The 25,919-nt window shown below is 75.9% G+C and carries 26 protein-coding genes and 1 tRNA gene; 11 read left to right on the top strand and 16 right to left on the bottom strand.

Annotation, left to right across the window (positions count from 1 at the left end):
* Position 1 precedes the first annotated feature (1 nt).
* A complete protein-coding gene (locus tag ACFO3M_RS05775; RefSeq protein ID WP_387987445.1) occupies positions 2-1,261 on the top strand; it encodes a glycosyltransferase 87 family protein in 1,260 nt (419 codons plus the stop codon).
* Positions 1,262-1,309: 48 nt separating this feature from the next.
* Here ACFO3M_RS05775 and ACFO3M_RS05770 read toward each other — a convergent pair whose 3' ends face one another.
* From ACFO3M_RS05770 to ACFO3M_RS05750, 5 genes are all read right to left on the bottom strand, one after another.
* Complete coding sequence (locus tag ACFO3M_RS05770; protein WP_387987443.1) at positions 1,310-3,091, bottom strand: S9 family peptidase; 1,782 nt, start codon at positions 3,089-3,091, stop codon at positions 1,310-1,312.
* Between the two features lie 4 nt (positions 3,092-3,095).
* A complete protein-coding gene (locus ACFO3M_RS05765) occupies positions 3,096-4,232 on the bottom strand; it encodes a hemolysin family protein (protein WP_387987441.1) in 1,137 nt (378 codons plus the stop codon).
* The gene (locus tag ACFO3M_RS05760; RefSeq protein WP_387987439.1) at positions 4,229-5,572 is read right to left on the bottom strand and encodes a hemolysin family protein; all 1,344 of its coding nucleotides are present in this window, start codon (positions 5,570-5,572) and stop codon (positions 4,229-4,231) included. Before ACFO3M_RS05760 ends, ACFO3M_RS05765 begins: the two co-directional genes overlap by 4 nt.
* 93 nt (positions 5,573-5,665) lie before the next feature.
* A tRNA-Pro gene (locus ACFO3M_RS05755) sits at positions 5,666-5,739 on the bottom strand.
* Positions 5,740-5,830: 91 nt separating this feature from the next.
* Complete coding sequence (locus ACFO3M_RS05750; RefSeq protein ID WP_387987437.1) at positions 5,831-6,742, bottom strand: metallophosphoesterase; 912 nt, start codon at positions 6,740-6,742, stop codon at positions 5,831-5,833.
* A gap of 69 nt (positions 6,743-6,811) precedes the next feature.
* On the opposite strand from ACFO3M_RS05750, the gene ACFO3M_RS05745 reads away from it, so the two are divergent.
* The gene (locus tag ACFO3M_RS05745; protein WP_387987435.1) at positions 6,812-7,264 is read left to right on the top strand and encodes a GatB/YqeY domain-containing protein; all 453 of its coding nucleotides are present in this window, start codon (positions 6,812-6,814) and stop codon (positions 7,262-7,264) included.
* 47 nt (positions 7,265-7,311) lie between these two features.
* Here the strand turns inward: ACFO3M_RS05745 and ACFO3M_RS05740 are convergent, their stop codons facing one another.
* From ACFO3M_RS05740 to bagA, 3 genes are read right to left on the bottom strand one after another with little or no spacing between them, the layout of a single operon-like run.
* Entirely contained in the window at positions 7,312-9,531 is a 2,220-nt protein-coding gene (locus tag ACFO3M_RS05740; RefSeq protein WP_387987433.1) for a transglycosylase domain-containing protein, read from the bottom strand.
* Between the two features lie 40 nt (positions 9,532-9,571).
* Entirely contained in the window at positions 9,572-10,804 is a 1,233-nt protein-coding gene (gene bagB, locus ACFO3M_RS05735; protein ID WP_387987431.1) for an ATPase BagB, read from the bottom strand.
* Positions 10,801-11,790, bottom strand: a complete 990-nt coding sequence (gene bagA / locus ACFO3M_RS05730) for an ATPase BagA (protein WP_387987429.1) — start codon at positions 11,788-11,790, stop codon at positions 10,801-10,803. The genes bagB and bagA overlap by 4 nt, the downstream gene beginning before the upstream one ends.
* A gap of 95 nt (positions 11,791-11,885) precedes the next feature.
* On the opposite strand from bagA, the gene ACFO3M_RS05725 reads away from it, so the two are divergent.
* Genes ACFO3M_RS05725 through ACFO3M_RS05715 form a run of 3 tightly spaced genes read left to right on the top strand, consistent with a single transcriptional unit; the run spans position 11,886 to position 13,337 of the window.
* The gene (locus tag ACFO3M_RS05725) at positions 11,886-12,059 is read left to right on the top strand and encodes a DUF4177 domain-containing protein (RefSeq protein WP_387987427.1); all 174 of its coding nucleotides are present in this window, start codon (positions 11,886-11,888) and stop codon (positions 12,057-12,059) included.
* A gap of 10 nt (positions 12,060-12,069) precedes the next feature.
* The gene (locus ACFO3M_RS05720) at positions 12,070-12,549 is read left to right on the top strand and encodes a RidA family protein (RefSeq protein WP_387987425.1); all 480 of its coding nucleotides are present in this window, start codon (positions 12,070-12,072) and stop codon (positions 12,547-12,549) included.
* Positions 12,546-13,337: an NUDIX hydrolase gene (locus ACFO3M_RS05715; RefSeq protein WP_387987423.1), complete on the top strand. Its 792-nt coding sequence runs from the start codon at positions 12,546-12,548 to the stop codon at positions 13,335-13,337. Before ACFO3M_RS05720 ends, ACFO3M_RS05715 begins: the two co-directional genes overlap by 4 nt.
* A 180-nt stretch (positions 13,338-13,517) precedes the next feature.
* Here the strand turns inward: ACFO3M_RS05715 and ACFO3M_RS05710 are convergent, their stop codons facing one another.
* Entirely contained in the window at positions 13,518-14,195 is a 678-nt protein-coding gene (locus ACFO3M_RS05710; protein WP_456903448.1) for a Crp/Fnr family transcriptional regulator, read from the bottom strand.
* Positions 14,196-14,354: 159 nt separating this feature from the next.
* Positions 14,355-14,594, bottom strand: a complete 240-nt coding sequence (locus tag ACFO3M_RS05705) for a hypothetical protein (protein WP_387987421.1) — start codon at positions 14,592-14,594, stop codon at positions 14,355-14,357.
* A 94-nt stretch (positions 14,595-14,688) separates the two neighbouring features.
* Here ACFO3M_RS05705 and nth point away from each other — a divergent pair, with 94 nt between their 5' ends.
* From nth to ACFO3M_RS05680, 5 genes are read left to right on the top strand one after another with little or no spacing between them, the layout of a single operon-like run.
* Positions 14,689-15,471, top strand: a complete 783-nt coding sequence (gene nth, locus ACFO3M_RS05700) for an endonuclease III (protein WP_387987419.1) — start codon at positions 14,689-14,691, stop codon at positions 15,469-15,471.
* On the top strand, positions 15,468-16,049 hold the full coding sequence (locus ACFO3M_RS05695; protein WP_387987417.1) for a TlpA family protein disulfide reductase: 582 nt from the start codon (positions 15,468-15,470) through the stop codon (positions 16,047-16,049). Before nth ends, ACFO3M_RS05695 begins: the two co-directional genes overlap by 4 nt.
* Positions 16,046-16,816 (top strand): NUDIX hydrolase, encoded by a 771-nt coding sequence (locus ACFO3M_RS05690; protein WP_387987415.1) that lies wholly within the window; start codon positions 16,046-16,048, stop codon positions 16,814-16,816. Before ACFO3M_RS05695 ends, ACFO3M_RS05690 begins: the two co-directional genes overlap by 4 nt.
* Positions 16,813-17,268 carry a cupredoxin domain-containing protein gene (locus ACFO3M_RS05685; protein WP_387987413.1) on the top strand — a complete coding sequence of 152 codons (456 nt, stop codon included), beginning with the start codon at positions 16,813-16,815 and terminating at the stop codon, positions 17,266-17,268. The genes ACFO3M_RS05690 and ACFO3M_RS05685 overlap by 4 nt, the downstream gene beginning before the upstream one ends.
* 3 nt (positions 17,269-17,271) lie before the next feature.
* Positions 17,272-18,453, top strand: coding sequence for a MarP family serine protease (locus ACFO3M_RS05680; protein ID WP_387987411.1), 1,182 nt, complete (start codon positions 17,272-17,274; stop codon positions 18,451-18,453).
* Between the two features lie 79 nt (positions 18,454-18,532).
* Here the strand turns inward: ACFO3M_RS05680 and ACFO3M_RS05675 are convergent, their stop codons facing one another.
* From ACFO3M_RS05675 to acs, 3 genes are all read right to left on the bottom strand, one after another.
* Positions 18,533-19,336, bottom strand: coding sequence for an alpha/beta fold hydrolase (locus tag ACFO3M_RS05675; RefSeq protein ID WP_387987409.1), 804 nt, complete (start codon positions 19,334-19,336; stop codon positions 18,533-18,535).
* Positions 19,337-19,476: 140 nt separating this feature from the next.
* On the bottom strand, positions 19,477-19,980 hold the full coding sequence (locus ACFO3M_RS05670) for a phage holin family protein (protein WP_387987408.1): 504 nt from the start codon (positions 19,978-19,980) through the stop codon (positions 19,477-19,479).
* Between the two features lie 166 nt (positions 19,981-20,146).
* Complete coding sequence (acs, locus tag ACFO3M_RS05665) at positions 20,147-22,099, bottom strand: acetate--CoA ligase (RefSeq protein WP_387987406.1); 1,953 nt, start codon at positions 22,097-22,099, stop codon at positions 20,147-20,149.
* 122 nt (positions 22,100-22,221) lie between these two features.
* Between acs and ACFO3M_RS05660 the strand changes: the two genes are divergently transcribed.
* Positions 22,222-22,929: a (2Fe-2S)-binding protein gene (locus ACFO3M_RS05660; RefSeq protein WP_387987404.1), complete on the top strand. Its 708-nt coding sequence runs from the start codon at positions 22,222-22,224 to the stop codon at positions 22,927-22,929.
* A gap of 1 nt (position 22,930) precedes the next feature.
* Here ACFO3M_RS05660 and hflX read toward each other — a convergent pair whose 3' ends face one another.
* From hflX to ACFO3M_RS05645, 3 genes are all read right to left on the bottom strand, one after another.
* Positions 22,931-24,076: a GTPase HflX gene (hflX, locus tag ACFO3M_RS05655; RefSeq protein WP_387987402.1), complete on the bottom strand. Its 1,146-nt coding sequence runs from the start codon at positions 24,074-24,076 to the stop codon at positions 22,931-22,933.
* A gap of 65 nt (positions 24,077-24,141) precedes the next feature.
* Positions 24,142-25,197 carry an S-adenosylmethionine:tRNA ribosyltransferase-isomerase gene (locus ACFO3M_RS05650; protein ID WP_387987400.1) on the bottom strand — a complete coding sequence of 352 codons (1,056 nt, stop codon included), beginning with the start codon at positions 25,195-25,197 and terminating at the stop codon, positions 24,142-24,144.
* The gene (locus ACFO3M_RS05645) at positions 25,194-25,892 is read right to left on the bottom strand and encodes an SDR family NAD(P)-dependent oxidoreductase (RefSeq protein ID WP_387987398.1); all 699 of its coding nucleotides are present in this window, start codon (positions 25,890-25,892) and stop codon (positions 25,194-25,196) included. Before ACFO3M_RS05645 ends, ACFO3M_RS05650 begins: the two co-directional genes overlap by 4 nt.
* Positions 25,893-25,919: the final 27 nt, after the last annotated feature.

The raw sequence follows: 25,919 nt of genomic DNA, 5'->3' as shown, positions 1-25,919 counted from the left end.
AGTGGCACCCGTCGGCCGTCCGGGGGCCGGGTGGCGGGTCGCCGCGCAGGTCGCCGTCGTCCTCGGGCTGGCGGTGCTCGCCGGGCTGGTCTCGGCGCTGGGGCCCAACGACCCCTGGCACAACTGGTTCGACCTGCGGGTGTACGACGGCGCCGTCGAGTGGTGGCGCTCGGGCCGGCCGCTCTACGACTACACCTTCGGCCGCACCGACTACGGCTTCACCTACCCGCCGTTCGCGGCGCTGGCGGTGCTGCCGATGACGCTGCTGCCGATCGAGGCCGTCGCGGCCGTGCACGCCGGGCTCAACCTGCTGGTGCTGGCCGGGGTCACCGCGTGGCTGGTCGTCCCGCCGGCCCGCCGGCACGGGTGGCCGCCGGCGTTCGCCGTCGCGGCCGCGCTGCCGGTGGTGTTCGTGCTCGAGCCGGTGCGGGAGACGATCGGCTTCGGCCAGGTCAACCTGCTGCTGCTCGCGCTGGTGCTGGCTGACGTCGCCGCGCTGCGCCGCGGGTGGCGGTGGGCCGGCGCCGGCATCGGCCTGGCCGCCGCGTTCAAGGTCACGCCCGGGCTGTTCGTCGTCTACCTGCTGCTGACGCGGCGCCGGCGGGCGGCGGCGGTCGCCGCCGGCACCGCGGCGCTCGCGACCGGGCTGGCGTTCGCCGTCGCGCCGGCGACGTCGTGGCGGTTCTTCACCGGGACGCTGTGGCAGACCGAGCGGGTGGGCCGGCTGGACAAGACCTCCAACCAGTCGCTGCTCGGCGGGCTGGCGCGGCTCACCGACCCCGCGCAGCCGCCGCGGCTGCTGTGGCTGGTCCTCGCGGTCGCCGTCCTCGCGCTGGTGCTCACCCGCGCGGTGCGGGCCGCCCGGGCCGGTGACGACCTGGCCGGCGTGGCGCTCACCGGCCTGGCCGCCTGCCTGGTCAGCCCGATCGCCTGGTCGCACCACTTCGTCTGGCTGGTGCCCGCGCTGATCGTCCTCGTGGACGTCGCCGCCGGCAGCCCGGCGGCGCCGGGGCGGCTGTCCGGGCGCCGGGCCGCCGCGGCGCTCGCCGTCGTCACCGGGCTGGTGCTGGCGTCGTCGTCGATCTGGTTCGCCGAGGCCGACCCCGGCCACCACCACGACCTCGGCGTCCCGGGGCTCGTGGTCGAGGACCTCTACCTGCTGACGACGCTCGCCGTCGTCGCGCTCCTGCCCGTCAGGGCGACGACACCGTCGGCCCACCGGCCGACACCGCGGCCAGGGGCCGTCCCCGACCGCCGTTGAGCCGATCCCTGGTCCCGGGCGGGAGGTCTCCGCGCCCAGGACCACACGTCACGGTGTGACGTGCCGGAGCGCGAACGACAGCGCCGTCTCGACCTGCCGGATCGTCTCCTCGACGACCAGCGAGCCGTGGCCGGCGTCGAAGCGGTACACCTCGTGCGGGTGGCCCAGCCGCTCCAGCTCGGCGAGGTAGTTCTCGATCTGCCGGATCGGGCAGCGCGGGTCGTTGGCCCCGGCGACGACGAGCACCGGCGCCCGCACCTGCTCGACGTAGGTGATCGGCGAGGACCGCACGTAGCGCTCGTGCACCTCGTCGGGGGAGCCGCCGAACAGCGCCCGGTCGTAGGCCCGCAGGCCCTCCATCTCGTCCTCGTAGGCGGCCAGGTAGTCGGCCACCGGGACCTCGGCGATGCCCGCGGCCCAGCGCTCGGGCTGCGTGCCCAGGCCCAGCAGGGTGAGGAAGCCGCCCCACGAGCCGCCGGTCAGCACCGCCCGCGCCGGGTCGAGGAAGCCCTCGGCGGCCAGCGCGTCGTAGACGGCGGCGACGTCCTCGAGCTCGGTGAGCCCGGGCCGGCCGGTCAGCGCGTCCCGCCAGGCGCTGCCGTAGCCGGTGGAGCCGCGGTAGTTGACGTGCACGACCGCGTAGCCGGCGTCGACGTAGGCGGCGCGGCGGGCGCGGTAGGAGTCGTCGTCGGCGGACTCGGGGCCGCCGTGCACCAGGAACGCCGTCGCGTACGGCGCCTGCCCGGCCGGCCGGACGACGAGCGCGTGCACGTCCCCGCCCGGGCCGGGCACCCAGCGGTCCTCGACGGGGTGCGCGGCCGGTGGCTCCTCGCCGGGCGCGGCGAGCACCACCGGCCCGTCGGCGCGGCGGATCACCGGCGGGCGCTCCGACGACGACCAGGCCAGCTCCACGGTCCCGTCCGGGCGCGCGGTGGCCCCGCGGACGACGCCGGACGGGGTGTCCAGCCGCTCCAGCTCACCCGTGGCCAGGTCGTAGCGGTACAGCTCGCTGCGGGCGGCGTGGTCGTGGCCGACCAGCAGCGCCGACCCGTCCGCGTACCAGCCGGCGGTCACGTCGCCGGGCAGGTCGAGCACGATCTCGGTCTCGGTGTCGGCCGCGACGTCCCAGACCAGCAGCTCCTCCCGGCCGCGCCGCTCGTGGCCGACCAGCAGCCGCCGGTCGCCGGGCAGCGGGGCGAACTCCAGCGCGTGCAGGCCGCGGCCCTCGCCGTCCCACTTCTCGGCCACCACCGAGTCGTCGGCGGTCCGCAGCACCCGCAGCGCGGGGTAGCGCGGGTCGCCGTGCTCGGAGTGCGAGATGACCAGCAGCTCGTCGTCGAGGGTGAGGGCGTCGACCGAGGCGGGGTCCTCGTGCCGGTAGACCACCCGCGGCGTCCCGCCGGCAGGCGCCAGCCACAGCTCGCTGCCGTCGTCGGTGGACCGGCCGATCGCCACGAGCGAGGAGCCGATCTCCAGTCCGGCCGGGTAGGCCGGCCCGACCTCCGGGACGGCGACCCGGTCCTCGCCGCCCGCGAACGGCTGCACCATCCAGACGCCGAACTCGTCGCCGTCGGTGTCGGCGAACCACCAGATCGTCTCGCCGTCGGGGGACAGCGTGCCGATCAGCGTGCCGTTGGGCCGGTCGGTGGCCTGGCGGTGCGCGTCGGTGGTGCGGTCCCACGCGTACTGCTCGACGACGCCGCTGACGTCCGAGGCGTACAGGCAGCGCTGCGGCGCGTGCAGCGCCCAGTCGGGCAGGCTGACACGGGGCGCGCGGAAGCGGGCCTGCCAGCGGGCGGTGACCTCCGGGGACAGGACGGGGGCGCTCACCCGCTCATCTTCCCCCGGCGCCCGCACCGGCCGGCTGCCCGCCCCGGGAGCCGCGGCCGGCCCGCCCGGCCATCACCCGCGCCTGCTCGGCCGCGGCCTCGGCGGCGGCGTCGCGGACGTCGCCGATCAGCAGCTCCAGCACGTCCTCCAGTGCCACCAGGCCCACGGTGCGCCGCTCCCCGCCGCCGGCGTCCACCACGCCGCCGAGGTGGGCGCCCTGCGCGCGCATCTCCGACAGCACCTCGGGCAGCCCGGTGCCGGGCGCGATCGGCACCAGCCGGTTGACGTGCTCGTCGGGGATCGGCCGGTCGCGCCCGGCGGCGTCGATGCCCAGCACGTCCTTGACGTGCACGAAGCCGACCAGTGAGCCGTCCCCGCCCTGCACCGGGTAGCGGCTGAAACCGTGCTCGGCGACGACGGCCTCCAGCTGCCGCGGCGTGGTGGAGCGCGGCACCGTGACGACGGTGTCCATCGGCAGCAGCACGTCCTCGACGGTGTGCTGCTCGAAGGTGAGCGCGCCGGCCGCCAGTGCGCTGACCTCGGTGCCCAGCAGCCCCTCGCGCCGCGACTGGGTGATCATCGAGCGGATCTCGGCCTCGTCGAAGCTGGCCGCCACCTCGTCGGTGGGCGTGACGCCGAACAGCCGCACGAAGCCGTTGGCCGTGGTGTTGAAGAACCAGATGACCGGCTTGAGCAGCCGGGTGAAGGTGGCCAGCGGCGGGCCGAGCGCGATCGCCGCGCGGTCCGGCCCGGCGATCGTGATGTTCTTGGGCACCATCTCGCCGAGCACCATGTGCAGCACGGTCACCAGCGCCAGCGCGATGACCAGCGCGATCGGGTGCAGCAGCGCGTCCGGCACGTGGAGCGCGTGCAGCGGCGCCTCGATGAGGTGGGCGACGGCGGGCTCGCCGACGGCGCCCAGGCCCAGCGAGCACAGCGTGATGCCCAGCTGGGCGCCCGCCATGTTCTGCGACACGTTGCGCATCGCGGCGAGCGTCCTGGCCGCCCGCGCGGAGCCCTCCGCGACGCGCGGCTCGATCTGGTCGACCCGCGCGGACACCAGCGCGAACTCGGCGGCCACGAAGAACGCGTTGCCCAGCAGCAGGCCGACCAGGACCAGCAGGCTGACGACGTCGCTCACGCCGCCGCCTCCTGCCGCACCCGCGAGGCCGTGGCGCCCGGGGGCAGCACCACCGTCCGCTCGGCCAGGATCCGCGCGACCCGGCGGCCGTCGAGGCTCTGCACGGTCAGCCGCGCGCCGTCGAACTCGACGCAGTCGCCGACCTCGGGCAGCCGCTGCAGCCGCTCGGCGAGGAACCCGGCCAGCGTCTCGTACCGCCCCTCGGGCACCGCGATGCCGGTGCGGTCGAGCACCTCGTCGGGGCGCAGCAGCCCGGACAGCACCCACCGCACGTCGTCGACCCGGCGCATGGTGCGCAGCGGCCGGTCGGTCTCGTCGGTGATCTCCCCGACCAGCTCCTCCACGATGTCCTCCAGCGTCACCACGCCGTGCGTGGCACCCCACTCGTCGACCACCAGCGCGATCTGCAGGCCCTGCTCGCGCAGCAGGTCCAGCAGCCGCTCCAGCCGCAGGGACGAGGGGACGGCGAGCACCGGGTCGGCCAGCTCGCCGGCGGTGCGGCGGCCCCGCTCGGCCTCCGGGACGGCGACCGCGCGCTTGACGTGCACCACCCCGGTGACCTCGTCGAGGTCGGAGCCGTAGACCGGGAAGCGCGAGTTGCCCGACTCGGTGGCCGCGGTGATGACGTCGGCGGCGGTGGCGCTGGCGCGCAGCGTCCACAGCCGGGTCCGCGGCGTCATGACGTCGGTGGCGTACTTGGCGCGCAGGCCCAGCGAGCGCTCGAGCAGGCGGGCGGCCACGGGGGAGAGGTCGCCCTCGGCCGCCGACCGGCGGGCCACCGCGGCCAGCTCCTCGGCGCCGCGGGCGGAGTCCAGCTCCTCGCGGGGCTCGAAGCCCAGCCGGCGCACGATCGCGTTGGCCAGCCGCTGCAGCGAGTTGACGACGACGCCCGCGACCGCGGTGAACGCCCGCATCCCCGGCGCCACGACCTTCGCGATGCCCAGCGGGTCGGCGATGGCCAGGTTCTTCGGCCCGAGCTCGCCGAGCAGCATCTGCAGCGTCGTCGCCAGGGCCAGCGCCAGGCCGTAGGAGACGCCCGTGGCCGCCGCCTGGGACAGGCCGAGCGCCTCGAGCGGGCCGTGCAGCAGCTGGCCGATCGCGGGCTGGGCCAGGTAGCCGACGACGAGCGTCGTCAGCGTGATGCCGAGCTGGGCGGCCGACAGCTGGGTCGACAGGGTCCGCAGCGCGGTCGCCACGCCGCCGGCCCGGGAGTCGCCGGCGCGGGCGGCCTCCTCGACGCGGCCGCGGTCGACCGTCGTGAGGGAGAACTCGGCCGCGACGAAGAAGCCGGTGAGTGCCGTGAGCACCACGGCGGCGAGGAGGAGCAGCCACTCGGTCATCGGGTCCGACGGTGCCCGCTGCGGACCGGACTCAACCGGAACGGCCCCGGAACGGTCGAGGGGGCCGCCTCCCGGCGGCCCCCTCGACTGGAGTCGGGGTGACAGGATTTGAACCTGCGGCCTCGTCGTCCCGAACGACGCGCGCTACCAAGCTGCGCCACACCCCGGTGCCTCGACCACTGTACCGTCCCGTTCCCGTGGCCCCCCTGCAGGGTCCCGCCCCGAGCCTGCCGGTGGCGGGGGGCAGGGGGTCCCTCCTCAGGCCGGCCGCGCCGTCAGCGTGAGCAGGGTCGCCTCGGGCGGGCAGGCGAACCGGGCGGGCGCGTAGGGGCTGGTGCCCAGGCCCGCCGAGACGTGCAGCCAGGTGCCGTTCGGCCGCCCCGGCGCGGGCTCGGCCCAGCGGTGCAGCCAGCGGACCCGGTCCCGGTCGATGCCGCAGTTGGTGACCAGCGCGCCGTAGAACGGCACCCGCAGCTGCCCGCCGTGGGTGTGGCCGCACAGCAGCAGGTCGTAGCCGTCGGCGGCGAAGCGGTCGAGCACCCGCGGCTCGGGGGAGTGGACGACCCCGATGCGCAGGTCCGCCGCCGGGTCGGCCGGGCCGGCGACGGCGTCGTAGTCGTCCCGCCGGATGTGCGGGTCGTCGCAGCCGGCGAACACGATCCGCCGGCCGGCGACGGTCAGCTCCCCGCGGGCGTTGGTGAGGTCCAGCCAGCCGCGGCCGGTCAGCCCGTCGCGCAGGTCGCGCCAGGGCAGCTCGGTGCCGTGCACCCGCTTGTCGGGACGGGTGAGGTAGCTGAGCGGGTTCTTCGGCCGCGGCCCGAAGTAGTCGTTGGACGAGGTGACGAAGGCCCCGGGCCGGTCCAGCAGCGGGTCCAGCGCCTGCAGCACCGTCGGGACGGCGTCGGTCCCGGCCAGGTTGTCCCCGGTGTCGACGACGAGGTCGGGCTCGAGGCCGTCCAGCGCCGCCACCCAGTCGCGCTTGGAGCGCTGCCCGGCGGTCATGTGCAGGTCCGACAGGTGCAGCACGGTCAGCGGCGCCGAGCCGGGGGCCAGCACCGGGACGTCGAAGCGGCGCAGCGTCCAGCGGTTGCGCTCGTACAGCGACGCGTAGGCGACCGTGGAGGCGCCCGCGGCGAGGGTGGCCGTGGGCAGGGCGGTGTACCAGCGCACGGGCCCGAGCCTACGGGCCGTGATCGGCCCCGGCGGCCGGGACGGAGGGCGTCGTGCCAGGCTGAGGGCGTGTCTGACCTGAAGGACCGGCTGCGCGCCGACCTCACCACCGCCATGAAGAGCCGCGACGAGCTGCGCACCGCGACGCTGCGGATGGTGCTCGCGGCGGTCAGCGCGGAGGAGGTCGCGGGCAAGGAGGCCCGGGAGCTGTCCGACGACGAGGTGCTCGCGGTGCTGCGGCGCGAGGCCAAGCGGCGCCGCGAGGCGGCCGAGGCGTTCGACGGGGCCGGCCGTGCCGAGCAGGCCGGCCGCGAGCGCGCGGAGGGCGAGGTGGTGGCCGCCTACCTGCCCGCCCAGCTCGACGACGCCGACCTCGCCGCGATCGTCGCCGACGCGATCACCCGCACCGGCGCGAGCGGCATGAAGGACATGGGCCGGGTCATGGGCGCCGCCAACGCGGCCGTCGCCGGCCGGGCCGAGGGCGCCCGGGTGGCCGCGGAGGTCCGCCGCCAGCTCGGCTGACCCGCGGCCGGCCCGCCCCCGGGGGCGGGCCGGCCGCGGGTGGGGCCTCAGTTGCCGCCGCGGCCCCCGTTGCCGCCGCCCCAGTTGCCGTTGCCGGGCCGGCCGTCCGCGTCGCCCTGGCCGGCGTCCGCGTCGCCCCGGCCGGCGTCGCCCTGGTCGGGCGTCGCCGTCCCCTGGTCGGGCGCGGGGGCGCTCGGCGCCGGCGCGGGCTGCCCCTGCATCAGCGCGGGGTCGGCCGGCGGGAACGCCGAGGTGGGCTTGTCGGCGAGGAAGGGCGCGAAGGCGTCGTGCCAGATGGTGGCCGGCATGTTGCCGCCGTAGCCGCCGACGTCCTGCTGCTCCTTGGGGTTGAACACCATCACGCTGGCCGCGTACTCGGGCATGACGCCGACGAAGGCCACCGAGTCCCGGCCCTGCGCGGTACCGGTCTTGCCGGCGATCGCGTGACCCGGGATCGCGGCCCGGGTGCCGGTGCCCTCGGGGCTGGCGGTGTCGCCGACCAGGATGTTGGCCAGCGTGTTGGCGATGTTCGCCGGGATCGCGTTCGGCGTGCACTGGTCGCCGCGGACCACGGGCTGGCCGTCGTCGCCGGTGAGCGGCTGGCCGGCGCGGTCGAAGACCTGGACCACCGGGATCGGGTCGCACTGCGTGCCCTGCGCGGCCAGCGTGGAGTAGGCGGTGACCAGGTCCAGCGGGCTGGTGGCCTCGGCGCCGAGCGTGAACGAGCCGAAGTTGCCGTCGATGATCTCGTCGGCGGAGTTCTGGGTGGGCTGGTCGAAGCTCATGCCCATCCGCTCGGCCATGCGCACCGGGCCCTCGACGCTGCCCAGCCGGTCCTCCAGCGCGAGGAAGTAGGTGTTCGACGAGCGGACCAGCGCGCCGACCATGTCGAGGGTGTCGGGGTAGTTGCCGGCGTTCTCCACGCAGTACATGCCGGTCGACTGGGACCGGTCGCCGCCGCAGGAGGGGCCGCGGAAGACCCGTGAGGTGTACTGGTTGCCCGGCGTGCTGATCACGGTGCTGGCCGGGATGCCGGCCTCCAGCGCCGCGGCGGCGGTGAACACCTTGTAGGTCGAGCCGGAGCCCTTGCTGGCCGCCGTGTGCAGGACGACGGACTCGCACTGCGGCTCCGCGCAGCCGTACTGCCGGTTGACGCTCATCGCCAGGACCGCGCCGGTGCCCGGCTGCACGGCGGTGAACATGCCGGCGAGCTGGTCGCCCATCGGCAGGGTGTTGAGGACCGCCTGGTCGCCGAGGGTCTGCAGCTGCGGGTTCAGCGTCGTCTGGATGGTCAGGCCACCGTTGTCCAGCTGCTCCTGGCTGATGCCGAGGACCTGGGTCAGGTACTGCTGCATGAAGGCGCAGAAGAACCCGCCGATCGCGGCGTCGATGCAGCCGTTGGGCGGGCTGATGCCCGGCGCCACCTGCACCGGCTCGGCCATGAGCGCGGCGAGCTGCTCCTCGGTCGTCCCGTCGAGGTGGCCGAGGTCGAACATCCGCTGCAGCACCTGGTTGCGGCGGGTCTGGCCGTTCTCCGGCTGGGTGATCGGGTCGTCGTTGGTCGGGCTCTGCACCAGCCCGGCGAGCATCGCCGCCTGGGGGAGGGTCAGGTCGGCGGCGTTGACGCTGAAGTACTTCTGGGCGGCGGCCTGGATGCCGTAGGCGCCCTGCCCGAAGTACACGATGTTCAGGTAGCGGGTGAGGATCTCGTCCTTGGAGTAGGTCTCCTCCAGCGCCAGGGCCAGCCGGGCCTCGCGCAGCTTGCGGGACAGGCCCTCGACGCCGTCCTGCTCGATGGCCTCCTGCCGCTCCTCGGCGCTGTCGGCGGTCTCCAGCAGGGTCTGCTTGACCAGCTGCTGGGTGATCGTCGAGCCGCCCTCCTGCACCGAGCCCGCGGCCACGTTGGTCACCGCGGCGCGCAGCGTGCCCTGCACGTCCAGGCCGTTGTGGTCGTAGAAGCGCGAGTCCTCGATGTCGACCAGCGCCTGCTTCATCACGTCGGCGATCTGGTCGGACGCCACCACCGTGCGGTTGTGGGCGTAGAAGTTGGTGATCAGCGAGCCGTCGGCGGCGAGCACGCGGGAGTTGCCCGCGGGCGTGGCGTCGGTGAGCTCCACCGGCAGCGCGTCGAGCAGCGACGCGGAGTTGCGTGCCACCAGCCCGCTCCCGCCGACCAGCGGGAAGAGCAGGCCGGCGACGAGCGCGCCGGCCACGACGATCATCGCGACGAGCTTGCCCAGGACTCGGGCGCGGGAGGCAGCAGACATCGCTGCCAATGTACGGGGCCGGGGTGGCCCGGACGGGTGATCAGGCGCGGCGCGCGGGCAGCACGCGGGTGCGCGGCACGCCCGTCGGCGTGTCGTCGTCGGGACCGGTCAGCGCCTCGGCCATGGTGCGCAGCCCGTCGAGGTCGTGGACGTCGCCGGCGGCCGCCGGGACCGCCCGCATCGCCACCTCCGGGTGGGCGCTGGTGAACCGGTCGGCCAGCCGCTGCTCGCGGGCGGCCACGGTCATCCGCTCGGCGTGCACCCGCAGGGCGCCGGCGGCCAGCGCCGCGGCCGGGTCGCCGTCCCCGTTCTCCGCGGCGGCCTCGGCGGCCGCCTCGGCGCGGGTGGCCGACAGCCGCGTGCTCGCCGGCGGGTGGGTGCGGTTGAGCACCAGCCCGGCCAGCGGCATCCCCTCGGCCGAGAGCCGGTCGACGAAGTAGGAGGCCTCCCGCAGCGCGTCCGGCTCCGGCGTCGCGACGACGACGAACCAGGTGCCCGGGCGGCGCAGCAGCTCGTAGGTGGCGGTGGCCCGCTCGCGGAAGCCGCCGAACATCGTGTCCAGCGCGGTGACGAACGCGGAGATGTCGCGCAGCAGCTGGCCGCCGAGGACCTTGCTGATGATCCGGGTGAAGAACACCAGCCCGGCGCTGGCGACGCGCAGCCCGGCCCGGCCCCCGGCGCGGGCCGGCGCGGTGAGCAGCCGGATCATCGTGCCGTCGAGGAACCGGCTCATCTTGTTGGGCGCGTCGAGGAAGTCCAGCGCCGACCGGGACGGCGGGGTGTCGACGACGATCAGGTCCCAGGTGTCGGCCGCCCGCAGCTGGCCCAGCTTCTCCATCGCCATGTACTCCTGCGTCCCGGAGAACGACGAGGACAGGGTCTGGTAGAAGGGGTTGGCCAGGATCTGCTCGGCCCGCTCGGGCGTCGAGTGCGCGGACACGATGTCGTCGAACGTCCGCTTCATGTCCAGCATCATCGCGTGGAGCTCGCCCGCGGCCCCCGGGACGTCGACCCGCCGCGGCTCGTTGTCCAGCTCCACGAGACCCAGCGACTGCGCCAGCCTGCGGGCCGGGTCGATGGTCAGGACGACGACGCGGCGGCCGGCCTCCGCGGCGGCCAGGGCGAGCGCGGCCGACGTGGTCGTCTTGCCGACCCCGCCCGAGCCGCAGCAGACGACGATCCGGGTGTCGCGGTCCTCGATCAGCGAGGCGAGGTCCATCGGCGGCGCGTGCCGGTCGGTCGCCGGCGACGCGGCGGCGCGGGCCGCGCTCACGCCGCCACCTCCGTGCCGAGGTGCTCCTCGAGCCGGTCGGCCAGCTCGAACAGGCAGCCGAGGTCCATCGGCCCGGGCAGCAGCGGCAGCTCCACCGTCGGCCGGTCGAAGGACTCGACCCGGGCGCGCAGCGCGTCCTGCGCCGCCCACCGCTGCGCGTGCTCGACCGCCTCCGCGGCCAGCGCGTCGGCCAGCGCGGGGTCGGCGGGCAGGCCCGCGGCGGTCAGCCCGGGCACGAGGTCGGCGCCGGTGACCGCGCCCTCGGCGGCCCGCACCAGCGCCGGCTCGGGCAGCACCGGCTCGGTGGCCATGTTCACGATCACGGAGCCGACGGGCAGCTTGGCCTCGGTCAGCTCGGCGATGGCGTCGGCGGTCTCCTGCACCGGCATGTCCTCGAGCAGGGTCACCAGGTGCACCGCCGTCTGCGGGGAGCGCAGCACCGCCATGACGCCGTCGCTCTGCGTCTTGATCGGGCCGGAGCGCGCCAGGCCCGCCATCTCGCTGGTGACGTTGAGGAACTTGGTGATCCGCCCGGTCGGCGGGGCGTCGACGACGACCGCGTCGTAGACCCGCCGGCCGTCCCTGCGCCGGGTCACCGCCTCCTTGATCTTCCCGGTGATCAGGACGTCGCGCAGGCCCGGGGCGATCGTCGTCGCGAAGTCGACGGCGCCCATCTTGCGCAGCGCCCGGCCGGCGCGGCGGAGGTTGTAGAACATCTCGAGGTACTCGAGCAGGGCCTCCTCGACGTCGATCGCGAGCGCCCGCACCTCCCCGCCGTGGCGGGTGACCGCGACCCGGCGCTCCTCGTAGGGCAGCGGCGGGGTGTCGAAGAGCTGGGCGATGCCCTGGCGGCCCTCGCACTCCACGAGCAGGACGGTGCGGCCCTCCGACGCCAGGGCCAGGGCCAGGGCGGCGGCGACGGTGGTCTTGCCGGTCCCGCCCTTCCCGGTGACGACGTGGCAGCGCACGGGGAAGTCGGGGCTCACCCTGACCAGCCTAGGAGCACTCCGGGGGCCACGGCCCGTCGCGGGCGAGGCGCACCCGCCGCCGGCCCCCCGGCGCTGCGCTAGCGTCGTCCCCCATGAGTGATCCGGCCCGCCGCAGGTGGGAGTACGCCACCATCCCGCTGCTGATCCACAACACCAAGGCGATCCTCGACTCGTGGGGGACCGACGGGTGGGAGCTGGTGACGGTGCTGCCCGGGCCGACCGGCCCCGAGCAGCCGGTCGCCTACCTCAAGCGCCCGCTGGCCTGAGGCGCCCGCGATGACGCAGGGGATGCAGGCCGGGAGCTGGCACGCGCGGCTGGCCGAACTCGGCATCCGGCTGCCCCCGGTGGCCGCGCCGGTCGCCTCCTACGTGCCGGCCGTGCGCACCGGGGACCTGGTGTTCACCTCCGGCCAGCTGCCGTTCGTCGACGGCGGGCTGCGGCGCACCGGCAAGGTGGGCGGGTCCGTCGACCCCGAGGACGCCGCCGCCGACGCCAAGCTGTGCGCCCTCAACGCGCTGGCCGCCGTCGACAACCTGGTCGGGCTGGACCAGGTGGCCCGGATCGTGCGCGTCGTCGGCTACGTGGCCAGCGCGGAGGGCTTCAGCGGCCAGCCGCGCGTGGTCAACGGCGCCAGCGAGCTGCTCGGCAAGGTCTTCGGCGAGGCCGGCCGGCACGCCCGCAGCGCGATCGGCGTCGCCGAGCTGCCGCTGGGCGCGCCGGTGGAGATCGAGCTGACCGTCGAACTGCGCGGATGACGGCGATCCGCCCGGCGGCGACGGTCCTGCTGCTCCGCGACGGCGCGGACGGGCTCGAGGTCCACCTGCTGCGCCGCACACGCGGGATGCCCTTCGCCGGGGGGATGACCGCCTACCCCGGCGGCGGGGTGGACCCGCGCGACGGGGACACCGACGTCGCCTGGGCCGGGCCGCCGCCCGCCGAGTGGGCGCAGGCGCTGGGCTGCGACGAGCGGGTGGCCCGGGAGCTGGTGTGCGCCGCCGTCCGCGAGACCTTCGAGGAGGCCGGCGTCCTGCTGGCCGGCTCACCCGACGGCAGCGACGTCGTGCCGGACGTGTCCGGGGACGACTGGGAGGCCCAGCGGCAGGCGCTGCTCACCCGCGAGCTGTCGCTGGCCGAGTTGCTGGCCGGGCGCGGGCTGGCGCTGCGGGCGGACCTGCTGCGGCCGTTCGCGCACTGGATCACCCCGCCGCAGGAGACCCGCCGCTACGACACCCGCTTCTTCGTCGCGGCGCTGCCGGTGGGGCAGGAGGCCCGCGACGTCTCCGGGGAGGCCGACGAGGCCAGCTGGCTGACGCCGGAGGCAGCGCTCACCGAGATGCGGGCCGGCACCCGGCCGATGCTGCCGCCCACGATCCACACGCTGCGCCAGCTGTCGGCCTTCGCCGACGTGGCGGCCGCGCTGGCCGGGTCCCCGCCGGAGCCGCTGCACCCGATCATGCCCGAGCTGCGGACCACGCCCGAGGGACGCTTCGCCGAGCTCCCCGACGGCACCCGCATCGGCCTGGTCGTGCCGCTCCCCTCGTGACCCTCCGGGTCACACCGCGGCCAGGTGCGGTCCCCCAGTTGCGCTGAGCCCTGCCCGCACCTCCTCGCGGAGGCCTCCGGCCCCCACTCGTCGGCGCGCCTCGCGGGGCGGCTCCCCTCGGGTGCTGCGAACGCGAGAGGCCCGGGACCGTGACGGTCCCGGGCCTCTCGCGTTCGATCGTCAGCGCGCGCGGCGGCGGAGGCGGTCCTCGTCGAGGACGACGACCGACTTGCCCTGCAGCTGGATCCAGCCGCGGTGCACGAAGTCGGCCAGCGCCTTGTTGACCGTCTCGCGCGAGGCGCCGACCAGCTGGGCCAGCTCCTCCTGGGTCAGGTCGTGCTTGACGCGCAGGCCGTCGGCCTCGCGGCTGCCGAACCGGTCGGCCATCTGCAGCAGCGCCTTGGCCACGCGGCCGGGGACGTCGGTGAAGATCAGGTCGGCCACCGAGTCGTTGGTGCGGCGCAGCCGGCGGGCGAGCACGTGCAGCAGCCGCTCGCCGACCTCCGGGTGCGCCTCGATCCACGGGCGCAGCACCGACTGCGGCATCTTGGCCAGCTTGACGTCGGTGACCGCGGTGGCCGTGGCCGTGCGCGGGCCGGGGTCGAACACCGACAGCTCGCCGAACTGGTCGGAGGGGCCCATGACGGCCAGCACGTTCTCGCGGCCGTCAGGGGAGCGCCGGGACAGCTTGATCTTGCCGCTCAGCACGATGTACAGGCTGTCGCCCGGCTCGCCCTCGTTGAACACGACCCGACCGCGGGGCAGGGTGATCGTCTCCAGACGGCTGGCGACGGGGTCGACGGCGTCCTCCGAGAGTCCCTGGAAGAGCCCCGACTGGGCCAGCACCTCGTCCACCACGATTTCTCTCCACCCCACCGTTCCGCGCTCGACCTGCGGGGCGTCGGCCCCGCATCCGTACGGAGTCTAGGCGGCTGTGCGCACGGTCACCCGTTCGGAGACACGCGGGGTGACCCACCGGGGTGAGGAACGGCCCCGGGAGCGACGCGGTGTGAGGGTCTAGACCAGCGGTTCGGTGCTCTGGCGGACCCGCGACCGACGGCGGCGGCGCCAGCGCGCCATCGCCCGGCGGATGCCGGAGGCGGCCAGCGTGTCCACCTCGCCCGGGGTCGCCGACTCGAGGAACTCGGCCACCTCGCGCGGGGACGTCGGACGGCGGAGGGGCTCCTCGACGCGTTCCATGACCAGCAGGAACGCGATGACCATCGGGGGGAAGAGGATGACGATGAGCGCGACCACGTCACCTCCCGGGTCCGGTCGCTGCTGAGCGGGCCTGTACAGCCATGGTGGCACGGCCCGGAGGGTGTCGCCGGTGACGCATACCCTCGACCGCGTGTCCACGCCGGCCTACGCCCGCCCCGCTGCGCGCCGTGCTCCCGCCCGACGTCCGGCCGCCGTGCCCTTCGACCCGGACGAGACGCCGCTGGCCCGCACCCGCCGCGCCCGCCGGATGGCCCGTGAGCTGGCCGTCATCCACCCCGACGCGCACTGCGAGCTCGACTTCACCAACGCCTTCGAGCTCCTCGTGGCCACCGTGCTGTCGGCGCAGACCACCGACAAGACGGTGAACAAGGTCACGCCGGTGCTGTTCGCGAGGTACCCCGACCCCGTGGCGCTCGCCGGGGCCGACCGGGCCGACCTCGAGGAGATCCTCAAGCCCACCGGGTTCTTCCGCGCCAAGGCCAACTCGGTGCTCGGCCTGGCGCAGGCGCTGGTCGAGCGCTTCGACGGCGAGGTGCCCGGCCGCATGGCCGACCTGGTCACGCTGCCCGGCGTCGGCCGCAAGACGGCGAACGTCGTCCTCGGCAACGCCTTCGGCGTCCCGGGGCTGACCGTGGACACCCACTTCGGCCGGCTGGTCCGCCGCTTCGGCTGGACCGCCGAGGAGGACCCGGTCAAGGTCGAGGCCGAGGTCGCCGAGCTGGTCCCCAAGCGCGACTGGACCATGTTCAGCCACCGCGTGATCTTCCACGGCCGGCGCGTCTGCCACGCCAAGAAGGCCGCCTGCGGGGCGTGCGGGCTGGCCCGCTGGTGCCCGTCCTACGGCATCGGCCCCACCGACCCCGAGGCGGCGATGAAGCTGGTCAAGACGCCCGCGGCGTCGGACACCGAGTGAGCGCCCGGCGCGCGGCCGCGCTGCTGGCGCTCGGGGTGCTGCTGTCGTCGTGCACCGCCTCGGCCGACGAGCCCGGGGCGCCCGAGCGGGCCACCGTCGCGGAGACGCGGACGGACCTGGCGGCCTGCCCGGAGCAGCCCGGCACGCCGGCCGCCGACGGCGACCTGTCCGGCGTCGCGCCGATCGAGTGCTTCAGCGGCGGCACCCTCGACCTCGGCCGCGCCCCGGGCGTGCCGACCGTGCTGAACCTGTGGGCGAGCTGGTGCGGCCCGTGCCGCGAGGAGCTGCCGCTGGTGCAGCAGCTCGCCGACGCCGCCGGGGACCGCGTCCGGGTCGTGGGCGTGATCAGCCAGGACGGCGTCCCGCAGGCGGCGTCGTTCGCCGAGGACGCCGGCGTGACCATCCCCGGCGCCTTCGACGGGCACGGCGACGTCGCCGCGGCGCTCGGGCTGCGCGGCCTCCCGCACACGGTGTTCCTCGCCGCCGACGGGTCGGTGGCCTCCGTGCGGACCGGCGCGGTCGAGTCCCTCGACGAGCTGCGCGCCCTGGTCGCCGAGCACCTCGGGGTGCAGCTGTGACCGGCCTCCTGCCCGGCGCCGACACCACCGGCCTGCCGGACTACCTGCTGCGGCTGGTGGCCGCGGCGGCCGACCTCCCGCTGCGCCACCGCACGCAGACGGCCACCGACACCGCGCGCCGGTCCGCGGTGCTCGTCCTGTTCGGCGAGGGCCCGCGCGGCGCCGACGTCCTGCTCATCGAGAAGTCCGCGCTGCTGCGCACGCACGCCGGGCAGCCGGCGTTCCCCGGCGGCGGCGCCGACCCGGGGGAGGACTACCCGGTGGGCACCGCGCTGCGGGAGGCGCAGGAGGAGGCCGGCGTCGACCCGGACGGCGTCCGGGTGCTCGCCACGCTGCCCCAGCTGTTCCTCGGGCCGTCGGACAACCTCGTCGTCCCGGTCGTGGCGTGGTGGGACGACCCGCGCGACGTCGCCGTCGGCGACCCGCGGGAGGTGGCCCGGGTGGCCCGGGTGCCGCTGGCCGACCTCACCGACCCGGCCAACCGGTTCCGCGTGCGCCACCCGGCGGGGTACGTCGGCCCGGCGTTCGGCGTGGCCGGGATGGTCGTGTGGGGCTTCACCGCGGCGCTGCTGGACGCCGTCCTCGAGGCCGCGGGCCTCGCGCGGCCCTGGGACGTCCGCGACGTGCGCCCGCTGTCGGCGGCCGGTGCGCGGCCGGCGGCCGCGCCCGGGGCCCTGGGGGAGGGCGGCGCCGAGGACGCCGCCGCGCCGACGGTGGCCGACGGCACGACCGGGGACGCCGCGACAAGTACGGTTCCGCGGCGATGAGCAGGATCTGGACGCGCCGCCTCCCGGCGGCGCTGACCGGCGCGGTGCTGGCGGCCGGGGTGCTGGCCGGCTGCGGCTCCGGCGACGACGGCGGCGGTGCCGCGGCGCCGTCGAGCCCCGACGCGTCGCTCGGCACGGTCACCACGGCCGAGGACGGCGTCCAGGAGGTCACGATCCAGACGCCGGACGACTACGTGTTCGTCCCCGACACCTTCACCGTGGCGCCGGGGCGGGTCCGGCTGACCGTGCAGAGCACCGCCACGCAGGCCACCCACAACTTCCGCTTCACGCCCGGCGCCGGCGTCGAGGAGATCCCCGAGGAGATCCCGCTGCTGGCCGCGGGCGAGACGGAGACCATCGAGTTCGAGGTCACCGCCCCCGGCGACCACCCGTTCGAGTGCAGCTTCCACGTCCAGCTGGGCCAGACCGGCGTCATGACGGTGCGCGGCTGACCCATGTCGCTGGTCGACCTCGTCCTCATCGCGCTGGCCCTGGTCTTCGCCTTCTCCGGCTTCCGGCAGGGCCTGCTGGTGTCGGCCACCTCCTTCCTGGGCTTCCTCGGCGGCGCCGTGCTCGGCGCCCAGCTGTCCGGGCCCGTCGCCGACCGGCTCGACGGCTCACCGGTCACCCGGGTGTTCGCCGCGCTCGTCGTCGTCCTGGCGGGGGCGCTGCTCGGGCAGGTGCTGGCCGGGGCGATCGGGCGGGCGGTGCGCCGCCGGGTCACCTGGGAGCCGGCCGAGGTGCTCGACTCGGTCGCCGGCGCCGTGGTGTCGGCGATCGCGGTGCTGCTCGTGGCGTGGATGGTCGCCACCCCGCTGGCCACCGCGCCGTTCCCCGGGCTGGCCGGGCAGGTGCGCAAGTCGGCGCTGGTGCAGGCGGTGGACCGGGCCGTGCCCGACGGCGTCCGGTCGGTCTACGACTCGCTGCGCGAGGCGATCGACCGGCGTGGGCTGCCCGACGTCCTGGACCCGCTCACGCCGACCCAGGCCCGCGAGGTCGAGGCGCCGGACGCGACGCTGGCCGCGAGCCCGGTCGTCGGGCAGGTGCAGGGGTCGGTCGTGAAGATCAGCGGCATCGCGCCGTCGTGCTCGCGGCAGATCGACGGCTCCGGGTTCGTCTACGCGCCCGGCCGGGTGATGACCAACGCGCACGTGCTCGCCGGCGTGGACGCCCCGGTCGTCGAGGCCGAGGGCGAGGAGTACGAGGCGACGCCGGTGTACGTCGACGAGGAGGTCGACGTCGCGGTGCTCGCCGTCCCGGACCTCCCGCAGGTGCCGCTGGCCTTCGCCCCGCAGGTCGCCGGCACCGGCGACGACGCGATCATCATGGGCTACCCGGGCGGCGGGGGGCTGTTCATCGGCCCGGCGCGCGTGCGCGACGAGGGCCCCATCAGCGGCCCGGACTTCCGCGACACCCGCACCGTGCAGCGCGACGTCTACGCGCTCTACGGCGAGGTCCGCGCCGGCAACTCCGGCGGGCCGCTGTTCGACCCGGCCGGGCAGGTCCTCGGCGTCGTGTTCGCCTCGGCGATCGACGACCCCTCCACCGGCTACGCGCTCACCGCCCAGCAGGTCGCGCCCGCCGCCACCGCCGGCGCCACCGCCACCGCCGAGGTCGACACCGGCCCGTGTGAGTGAAGGACCCCGCTGCCCCTCCACCGCTCGCCGGCCCGCGGTGGGCCCCTGCAGCGGGGCCGCCGCTGACCGGGAGAGGCTGTCAGCCGGCCGCCCAGCCCGCGATCGCCGCCGTGACCTCGGTGGCGGCCTCCTCGGGCGGGAAGTGGCCGATGCCGGGGAGCTCGCACCACTCGTAGGCGCCGGCCACGTAGCGGCCCGAGCCGCGGGCGGTCCGCGGCAGCAGCAGCGGGTCGGCGTCGCCGTGCAGCTGCAGCGTCGGCGCGGTGACCGGCGCGGCCATGCGGCGGGCGTAGCGCAGCCCGTCCGGCCGCAGCTGGGAGCGCCCGGCCCAGCGGAAGTACTCCATGGCCCCGTAGGCCGCCTGCGGGATCCGCGCCGCCGACCGGTACCGCTCGACGGCCTCGGCGAAGTCGGCGGTGTGCGTCCAGTCCCGCCCGGCCCAGTTGCGCAGGAACTCGGCGACCGGGTCGTCGTCGGTGCGGGTGAGCCGCCGCTCGGGCAGCCGCGGGACCTGGAAGCCCAGCACGTGCCGCAGCGCCCGCCGCTGGGCGGGGTCGCGCAGCCCGTTGCGCAGCAGCCGCGGGTGGGCCATCGAGACGACGACGAGGCGGCGCACGCTGCGCGGGTGCAGCGCGGCCATCGTCCAGGCGACCAGCCCGCCCCAGTCGTGCCCGACGACGACGGCGTCCCGCTCGCCGAGGGCGCGGACCAGGGCCGCGACGTCGTCGGCCGCCGTCGGCAGGTCGTAGCCGCGCGGCGGCTTGTCGCTGGCGCCGTAGCCGCGCAGGTCCGGCGCGACCGCCCGGAAGCCGGCCGCGGCGAGGACCGGCAGCTGCGCGCGCCAGGTCCACCAGAACTGCGGGAACCCGTGCAGCAGGAGCACCAGTGGGCCCTCGCCGGCCTCGGCCAGGTGCAGCCGGACGCCGTTGGCCGAGACGTCGCGGTGGATCCAGGAGCCGGGCAGCAGGACGCTGGTGGCGTCGGGACGCTCGTCGGCGGGAGCGCCTCCGGACCTCGCGGCGCTCAGACCAGGTAGGTGTCGGGGGAGCGTCGCTCGACGCGCCCGTTGCTCACCGTCGGCAGCGCACGGCGCCGCTGGCCCGGCTGCTCGCGGTGCATGACCTCGGGCAGCTCGCGCAGCGACTCCAGGGTCCGCTCCGGCTTGTCGATCCGCTTGATCATGCGCACGCCGACCAGTGCGGCGAGGCCGGCGATCAGCAGCAGGCCCGCGGTGACGATGAGGTAGGAGATCCAGCGGGGCAGGCCCAGCCAGGTGAACAGCTCGGCGAGCATGATGAACAGGAAGATGCCGGCGAAGGCCACGAGCACCCCGGCGGCGGCGAACAACCCGCCGCTGATGCCGGCCTTCTTCGCCGAGCGGCCGATCTCGGCCTTGGCCAGCTCGATCTCCCCGCGGATCAGCGTGGAGACGTCGGCCATGGCGCTCTGCACCAGCACGCCCACGGAGGGGTCGGCGCTGACGGCATGCCGCCCGGCGGGCTGGGTGGTCGACGCGCTGTGGGCCACGGGGGCTCCTCCCTGGTCGGACTGGATCGGCGGCCGCGGACGGCCTGGGGAGGATCTTGCCCCGTCACCGCCCGGATCACGCACCCGGAACCCGATCGGGCGCCCGGGACGCGGGAGGCCCTCCGCACGTCCTGCGCGCCAGGACGTGCGGAGGGCCTCCGGTGCCTCAGTCCTCGGAGCCGCTGGTGGCGGGCAGCTTGTCCTTGATCAGGTTCATCACCGAGGAGTCGGTCAGCGTGGTGACGTCACCGAGCTCGCGGTTCTCGGCCACGTCGCGCAGCAGCCGCCGCATGATCTTGCCCGAGCGGGTCTTGGGCAGCTCCTGGACGACCATGATCTGGCGCGGCTTGGCGATCGGCCCGATGTCCTTGGACACGTGCGTGCGCAGCTGCTGCACCAGGTCCTCGCCGGAGTCCTGGGCCGACCCGCGGAGGATGACGAACGCGACGATGCCCTGCCCGGTGGTCGGGTCCGACGCGCCGACGACCGCGGCCTCGGCGACGGCGGGGTGGGCGACCAGCGAGGACTCGACCTCGGTGGTGGAGATCCGGTGGCCCGAGACGTTCATGACGTCGTCGACCCGGCCGAGCAGCCAGATGTCGCCGTCGGCGTCCTTCTTGGCCCCGTCGCCCGCGAAGTAGACCTCCTTGCCGAACCGCGACCAGTAGGTGTCGACGTAGCGGTCGTCGTCGCCCCAGATGGTGCGCAGCATCGACGGCCAGGGCTGGGTGAGGACCAGCAGGCCGGTGCTGTCGTCGCCGAGCTCGTTGCCCTCGTCGTCGACGACCTTGGCCGAGATGCCGGGGAACGGCGTCTGCGCCGAGCCGGGCTTGAGGTCGGTGACGCCGGGCAGCGGCGTGATCATGTGCGCGCCGGTCTCGGTCTGCCACCAGGTGTCGACGATCGGGCAGCGGCCGCCGCCGATGTTCTGGTGGTACCAGAGCCACGCCTCGGGGTTGATCGGCTCCCCGACCGAGCCGAGCACCCGGAGCGAGGTGAGGTCGAAGCCGGCGGGGATGTCCTCGCCCCACTTCATGAAGGTCCGGATCACCGTCGGGGCGGTGTAGAGGATCGAGACGCGGTACTTCTCGATCAGCTCGAACCAGCGGCCGCGGTGCGGGGTCTCCGGGGTGCCCTCGTACATGACCGACGTCGCCCGGTTGGCGAGCGGCCCGTAGACGATGTAGCTGTGGCCGGTGACCCAGCCGACGTCGGCGGCGGTCCAGTAGACGTCGGTGTCGGGCTTGAGGTCGAAGGTCGCCCAGTGCGTGTAGGCGACCTGGGTGAGGTAGCCGCCGGAGGTGTGCAGGATGCCCTTCGGCTTCGCCGTCGTCCCGGACGTGTACATGATGTAGAGCGGGTGCTCGGCGTCGAAGGCCTCGGGCGTGTGCTCGGGCGACTGCCGGTCGACGACGTCGTGCCACCACAGGTCGCGGCCCTCGGTCCACTCGACGTCCTGCTCGGTCCGCCGGACCACCAGCACGTTGCGGACGCCCTCGGTGCGGCTGACGGCGTCGTCGACGGCGGGCTTGAGCGCGCTGGGCGCCCCGCGCCGGTAGCCGCCGTCGGCGGTGACCACCAGGACGGCGCCGGCGTCGGTGATCCGGCTGGCCAGTGCGTCGGCGGAGAAGCCGCCGAAGACGACCATGTGGACGGCGCCGATGCGGGCGCAGGCCAGCATCGCGACGATCGTCTCGGGGATCATCGGCATGTAGATGGCGACCCGGTCGCCGGCCTGCACACCGAGCTCGAGCAGCGCGTTGGCCGCGCGGCAGACGTCCTCGGTGAGCTGGGCGTAGGTGATCGTGCGGGTGTCGCCCGGCTCGCCCTCCCAGTGGTAGGCGACCTGGTCGCCGTGGCCGGCCTCGACGTGCCGGTCCAGGCAGTTGTAGGCGACGTTGAGCTTCCCGCCGACGAACCACTTGGCGAACGGCGGGTCGGTCCAGTCGAGGACCTCGTCCCACTCCTGCGTCCAGCTCAGCCGGCGCGCCTGGGTCTCCCAGAACGCCAGCCGGTCGGACTCGGCCTGCTCGTACACGTCCGGGCCCACGTTGGCGGACGCGGCCAGCTGCTCCGGCGCCGGGAACCGGCGGCCCTCCGACCCGGTCGACTCGCTCACGTGTGCTCCCTCCGTCTCGTCGGTGCGCACGCCGTGCCGGCGGCGTGTCCCAGCACACACCGTAGGGGGCCGGGCCGCCCGCGGGGCCGGGGACCGCAACGTCGTTGCAGCAGACTGGGGCCGTGGACGGCGGACCCCAGGCGGTCGTGGCGGCCCGGGTGCCCGGCGCCGCCGGCCTCGGCCTGCTCGCCCCGCCGTCGGCACGCCCGTTCCCGGCCACTCTGCTGGCCGACCCGGACTGGACCGCGGAGCGGGTCGCCGCGCTGGGCCGCCGGTACCGCAGCACCGACCGGCGGGTGCTCGCGACCGTGTGGTGGTACTCGGCGTCGGCGGTGCTGCTGACCCCGGTCGCCGCCGGGCTGGCCACCGGCCGGCCGCTGTCGGCGCGGCTGGCCGACGCCACCCTGTACGGGATGGCCGGCGGCGCGGTGCTGGCCGGGGTGTCGCGGGCGCCCGCGGGCCCGGACCCGGCGGGGGAGCTGCGGGAGGCGCTGGCGTCGGCGGTCGCCGCGGTGGCCGCGGCCGGCGGGCTGCGCGAGCGGCCGCTGTGGGCGGTGGCCACCGACTCGCTGGCCGGCCGGCTGCTCGCCGTCGGCCGGGCGCTCGGCGACGTCGAGACGGTCACCGCGCTGGCCGCGCCGCTCGCCGCGGCCGTCGGCGACCCGATGCCCGCACCCCGCTACACCGACGTCGGCGGCGTCCGGTTCGTCCGCCGCGCCTCCTGCTGCCTGCTGTACCGGCTGCCCGGCGAGGCCCTGTGCACCGCCTGCCCCGGCCGGCCGCCGGCGGACCGGCGGGTGCTGCTGGAGGCCGCCGCCGGCCTGTGGTGAGTCAGCGGTCCAGCGCGCGGGCGATCGCGGCGCGCAGGTCCCCGACGCCCTCTCCGGTCAGGGCCGAGACCGGCACCGCGTCGGGGTAGGCGGTGCACAGGGCCGCCATCCACTCCGGCGGGGCGACGTCGGCCTTGTTGAGCGCCAGCAGCTCCGGGTGGTCGCGCGCGCCGATCTCGTAGAGGACCCCGCGCACCGCCGTCACCTGGCCCATGGCGTCGGGCGCGGACGCGTCGACGACGTGCAGCACCAGGTCGGCCTCGGTGACCTCCTCGAGCGTGGCGCGGAAGGCGTCGACCAGCTGGTGGGGGAGGTGGCGGACGAAGCCGACGGTGTCGGTGAGCGTGTAGGGCCGGCCCTCGGGGGTGACCGCCCGGCGGACGGTCGGGTCGAGGGTCGCGAACAGCGCGTCCTGCACCAGGACGTCGGCGCCGGTCAGCCGGTTGAGCAGCGCCGACTTCCCGGCGTTGGTGTAGCCGGTGAGCGCCACCGAGGGCACCCGGTTGCCCCGGCGGCGACTGCGGGTGCGCTGCCGCCGGGCGGCGGTCTGCTGCACCTGGCGCCGCAGCATGGTCATGCGCCGGCGCACGTGGCGGCGCTGGGACTCCAGCCGCTGCTCGCCGGGGCCGCGCACCCCGGTCCCCGCGCCGCCGGCGCTCCGCCCGCCGCCGATCCGCGAGAGCTCCGTCCCCTGCCCCTGCAGCCGCGGGAGCTGGTAGGCGAGCTGGGCCAGCTCCACCTGGGCGCGGCCCTCGCTGCTGCGCGCGTGCTGGGCGAAGACGTCGAGGATGAGCGCCGTCCGGTCCACCACGCGCGCGCCGACCCGGTCCTCGAGGTTGCGCACCTGGGCCGGGGACAGGTCGCCGTCGGCGATGACCAGCCCGGCGCCGCGGTCGCGGACCAGGTCGGCCAGCTCGGCGACCTTCCCCGACCCGAGGAACGTCGCCGGGTCGGGGTGCGGCCGGGCCTGCACCATCCGGCCCACCACGGCCACGCCGTCGGTGTCGGCCAGCCGCTCCAGCTCGTCCAGCGGGTCGACCGCGTCCGCGTCGGCGTGCAGTCCCAGCAGCACCGCCCGGGGTGGCTCCGCGCCGTCCCCGGCCGCCGTCCCCTCCTGCTGCGTCCCGAGCAGCCACGTGCCTGGCATCCCGGCCTCCCCGGCCGTGCGGGCCGGGGAGGCCGGGCCGTCCTGGCCCGGGTGTCCCGGCCCGGTCAGCCTCGCCGGTCGGCTCCCGGACCGCCACCGGGCAGGAAGAGCATCGAGTCGCCGAACTCGTGCCACAGCCAGCCGCCGGCCGCGGCCGCCCCGTAGGCGCGCGTGACCAGGTCCCGGCCGGCCACCGCCTCCAGCAGCAGCAGGTGGCTGGTCTCGGGCTCGTGCAGCCCGGTGACCAGCCCGGTGACCGCGCGGGCCGGCCGGTCCGGGCCCAGCACGAGGTCGGTCCAGCCCTCGCCGGGCCGGGTGACGCCGTCCTCGCCGGTCACCGTCTCCAGCGCCCGCGTGACGGTGGTGCCGACGGCGACCACCCGCCGCCCGGCCGCCCGTGTCGCGGTGACCAGCCGCGCGGTGACCTCGGGGACCCGGTAGCGCTCCGGCGCCGGCGGCTCGTGCAGCTCGGGGCTGGAGACGCCCGCGTGCAGCACCAGCGGCACCACCGGGACGCCGCGGGCCATCAGGCGCACCAGCAGGCGGTCGGTGAACGGCCGGCCGGCGCTGGCGTTCTCCGCGCTGCCCGGCTCGGTGGCGTAGACGTTCCGGACGTCGTCGAGCGCGACCGGACCGCGCAGGTGGCGGTAGCGGACCGGCTCGCCGTGCCGGGCGAGGTAGGCGGGGAGGGCGACGGCCGGCGCGGCGACCGCCCGCCACAGCCGGCCGGGGCGCGCGGGATCGGGGAACCCGCCGCGCAGGACCAGCCGGACGCCGTCGGGCAGCAGGAGCACGGCGCCGGGCTCGAGCCCGGTCTCGGGGCCGTCGTCGGCGGGGCGGCGGACCTCGACCACCCAGGTCCCGTCGTCGAGCGTGGTCGAGACGTGCACCGGCGTGCGGGTGTCGTCGGCGCGGCGGGCGGTGAGGCGGGCCGGCAGCGTCGCGGAGGTGTTGACCACGACCAGGTCGCCGGGCTCGAGCAGGCCGGGCAGGTCGCGGAACCGGGCGGAGGTGAGGCTGCCCGGGCGGACGGCCATCAGCCGCACGCCGTCCCGGGCCAGCCCGCGGCGCTCCGGCGGCTCGCCGGCCTCCGCCCCCATGGGCACGGCGAGGGCGGTCACCGGGACACCGCCGACGGCACCAGGTCGGCCAGGCGCACCCGCGGGCCGGGCAGGTCCCCCTCGAGCAGCGTCAGCAGCGCCGCGGCGACGTCGGCCGGGTCGGCCAGGCCGGCCGGGTCGGCGCCGGGGTCGGCGGCGGCGTGCATGTCGGTGGCCATGTCGCCCGGGTCGACGGCGACCACGCGCAGCGCCGGGTGCTCGACGGCGAGCACCGCGGTGAGCAGGTCGAGCGCGGCCTTGCCCGCCCCGTAGCCGCCCCAGCCGGCGTAGGGCTCGACGGCGGCGTCGCTGCTGACCGACACGACCGTCCCGCCGGCGCGCTCCAGCGCGGGCAGCACCGCCTGCACGAGTGCGACCGGGGCGACGGCGTTGGTCCGCAGCAGGTCCTCCAGCACGGCCGGCGGGAGGTCGGCCAGCCGCGGCAGCGGGACGGGACCGAGCGCGGAGGCGTTGTTGACCAGCAGGTCGAGGCGGTCGCCGGCGGCGGCGGCCAGCGCGGCGCGGTGGGCGGGGTCGGCGACGTCGCCCGGCACGGCGGTGACCAGGCCGGGGCGGGGGAGCCCGGCGACGGCGGCAGCCAGCCGGCCGGCGTCCCGGGCGTCGACGACGAGCCGCCACCCGCGGCGGGACAGCTCGGTGGCGAGGGCGAGCCCGAGGCCCCGGGAGGCCCCGGTGACCAGTGCGGTGGGTGTCATGTGGCTACCGTGGATCCTGAAGTCGAC

Origin of the sequence: Geodermatophilus arenarius (genome assembly GCF_042654585.1) — a bacterium.
Classification (GTDB): Bacteria; Actinomycetota; Actinomycetes; order Mycobacteriales; family Geodermatophilaceae; genus Geodermatophilus; species Geodermatophilus arenarius.
Note: the sequence above shows the minus strand (reverse complement) of the source record. Positions and strands in the feature narration are given on the sequence as shown.

What these genes read in the sequence shown, in the direction of transcription:
- ACFO3M_RS05760 (WP_387987439.1), bottom strand. Translation starts at nt 5,572, where the DNA reads ATGACCGAGTGGCTGCTCCTCCTCGCCGCCGTGGTGCTCACGGCACTC.
- ACFO3M_RS05740 (WP_387987433.1), bottom strand. Translation starts at nt 9,531, where the DNA reads ATGTCTGCTGCCTCCCGCGCCCGAGTCCTGGGCAAGCTCGTCGCGATG.
- ACFO3M_RS05725 (WP_387987427.1), top strand. Translation starts at nt 11,886, where the DNA reads ATGAGTGATCCGGCCCGCCGCAGGTGGGAGTACGCCACCATCCCGCTG.
- ACFO3M_RS05720 (WP_387987425.1), top strand. Translation starts at nt 12,070, where the DNA reads ATGACGCAGGGGATGCAGGCCGGGAGCTGGCACGCGCGGCTGGCCGAA.
- ACFO3M_RS05715 (WP_387987423.1), top strand. Translation starts at nt 12,546, where the DNA reads ATGACGGCGATCCGCCCGGCGGCGACGGTCCTGCTGCTCCGCGACGGC.
- ACFO3M_RS05685 (WP_387987413.1), top strand. Translation starts at nt 16,813, where the DNA reads ATGAGCAGGATCTGGACGCGCCGCCTCCCGGCGGCGCTGACCGGCGCG.
- ACFO3M_RS05680 (WP_387987411.1), top strand. Translation starts at nt 17,272, where the DNA reads ATGTCGCTGGTCGACCTCGTCCTCATCGCGCTGGCCCTGGTCTTCGCC.
- hflX (WP_387987402.1), bottom strand. Translation starts at nt 24,076, where the DNA reads ATGCCAGGCACGTGGCTGCTCGGGACGCAGCAGGAGGGGACGGCGGCC.
- ACFO3M_RS05645 (WP_387987398.1), bottom strand. Translation starts at nt 25,892, where the DNA reads ATGACACCCACCGCACTGGTCACCGGGGCCTCCCGGGGCCTCGGGCTC.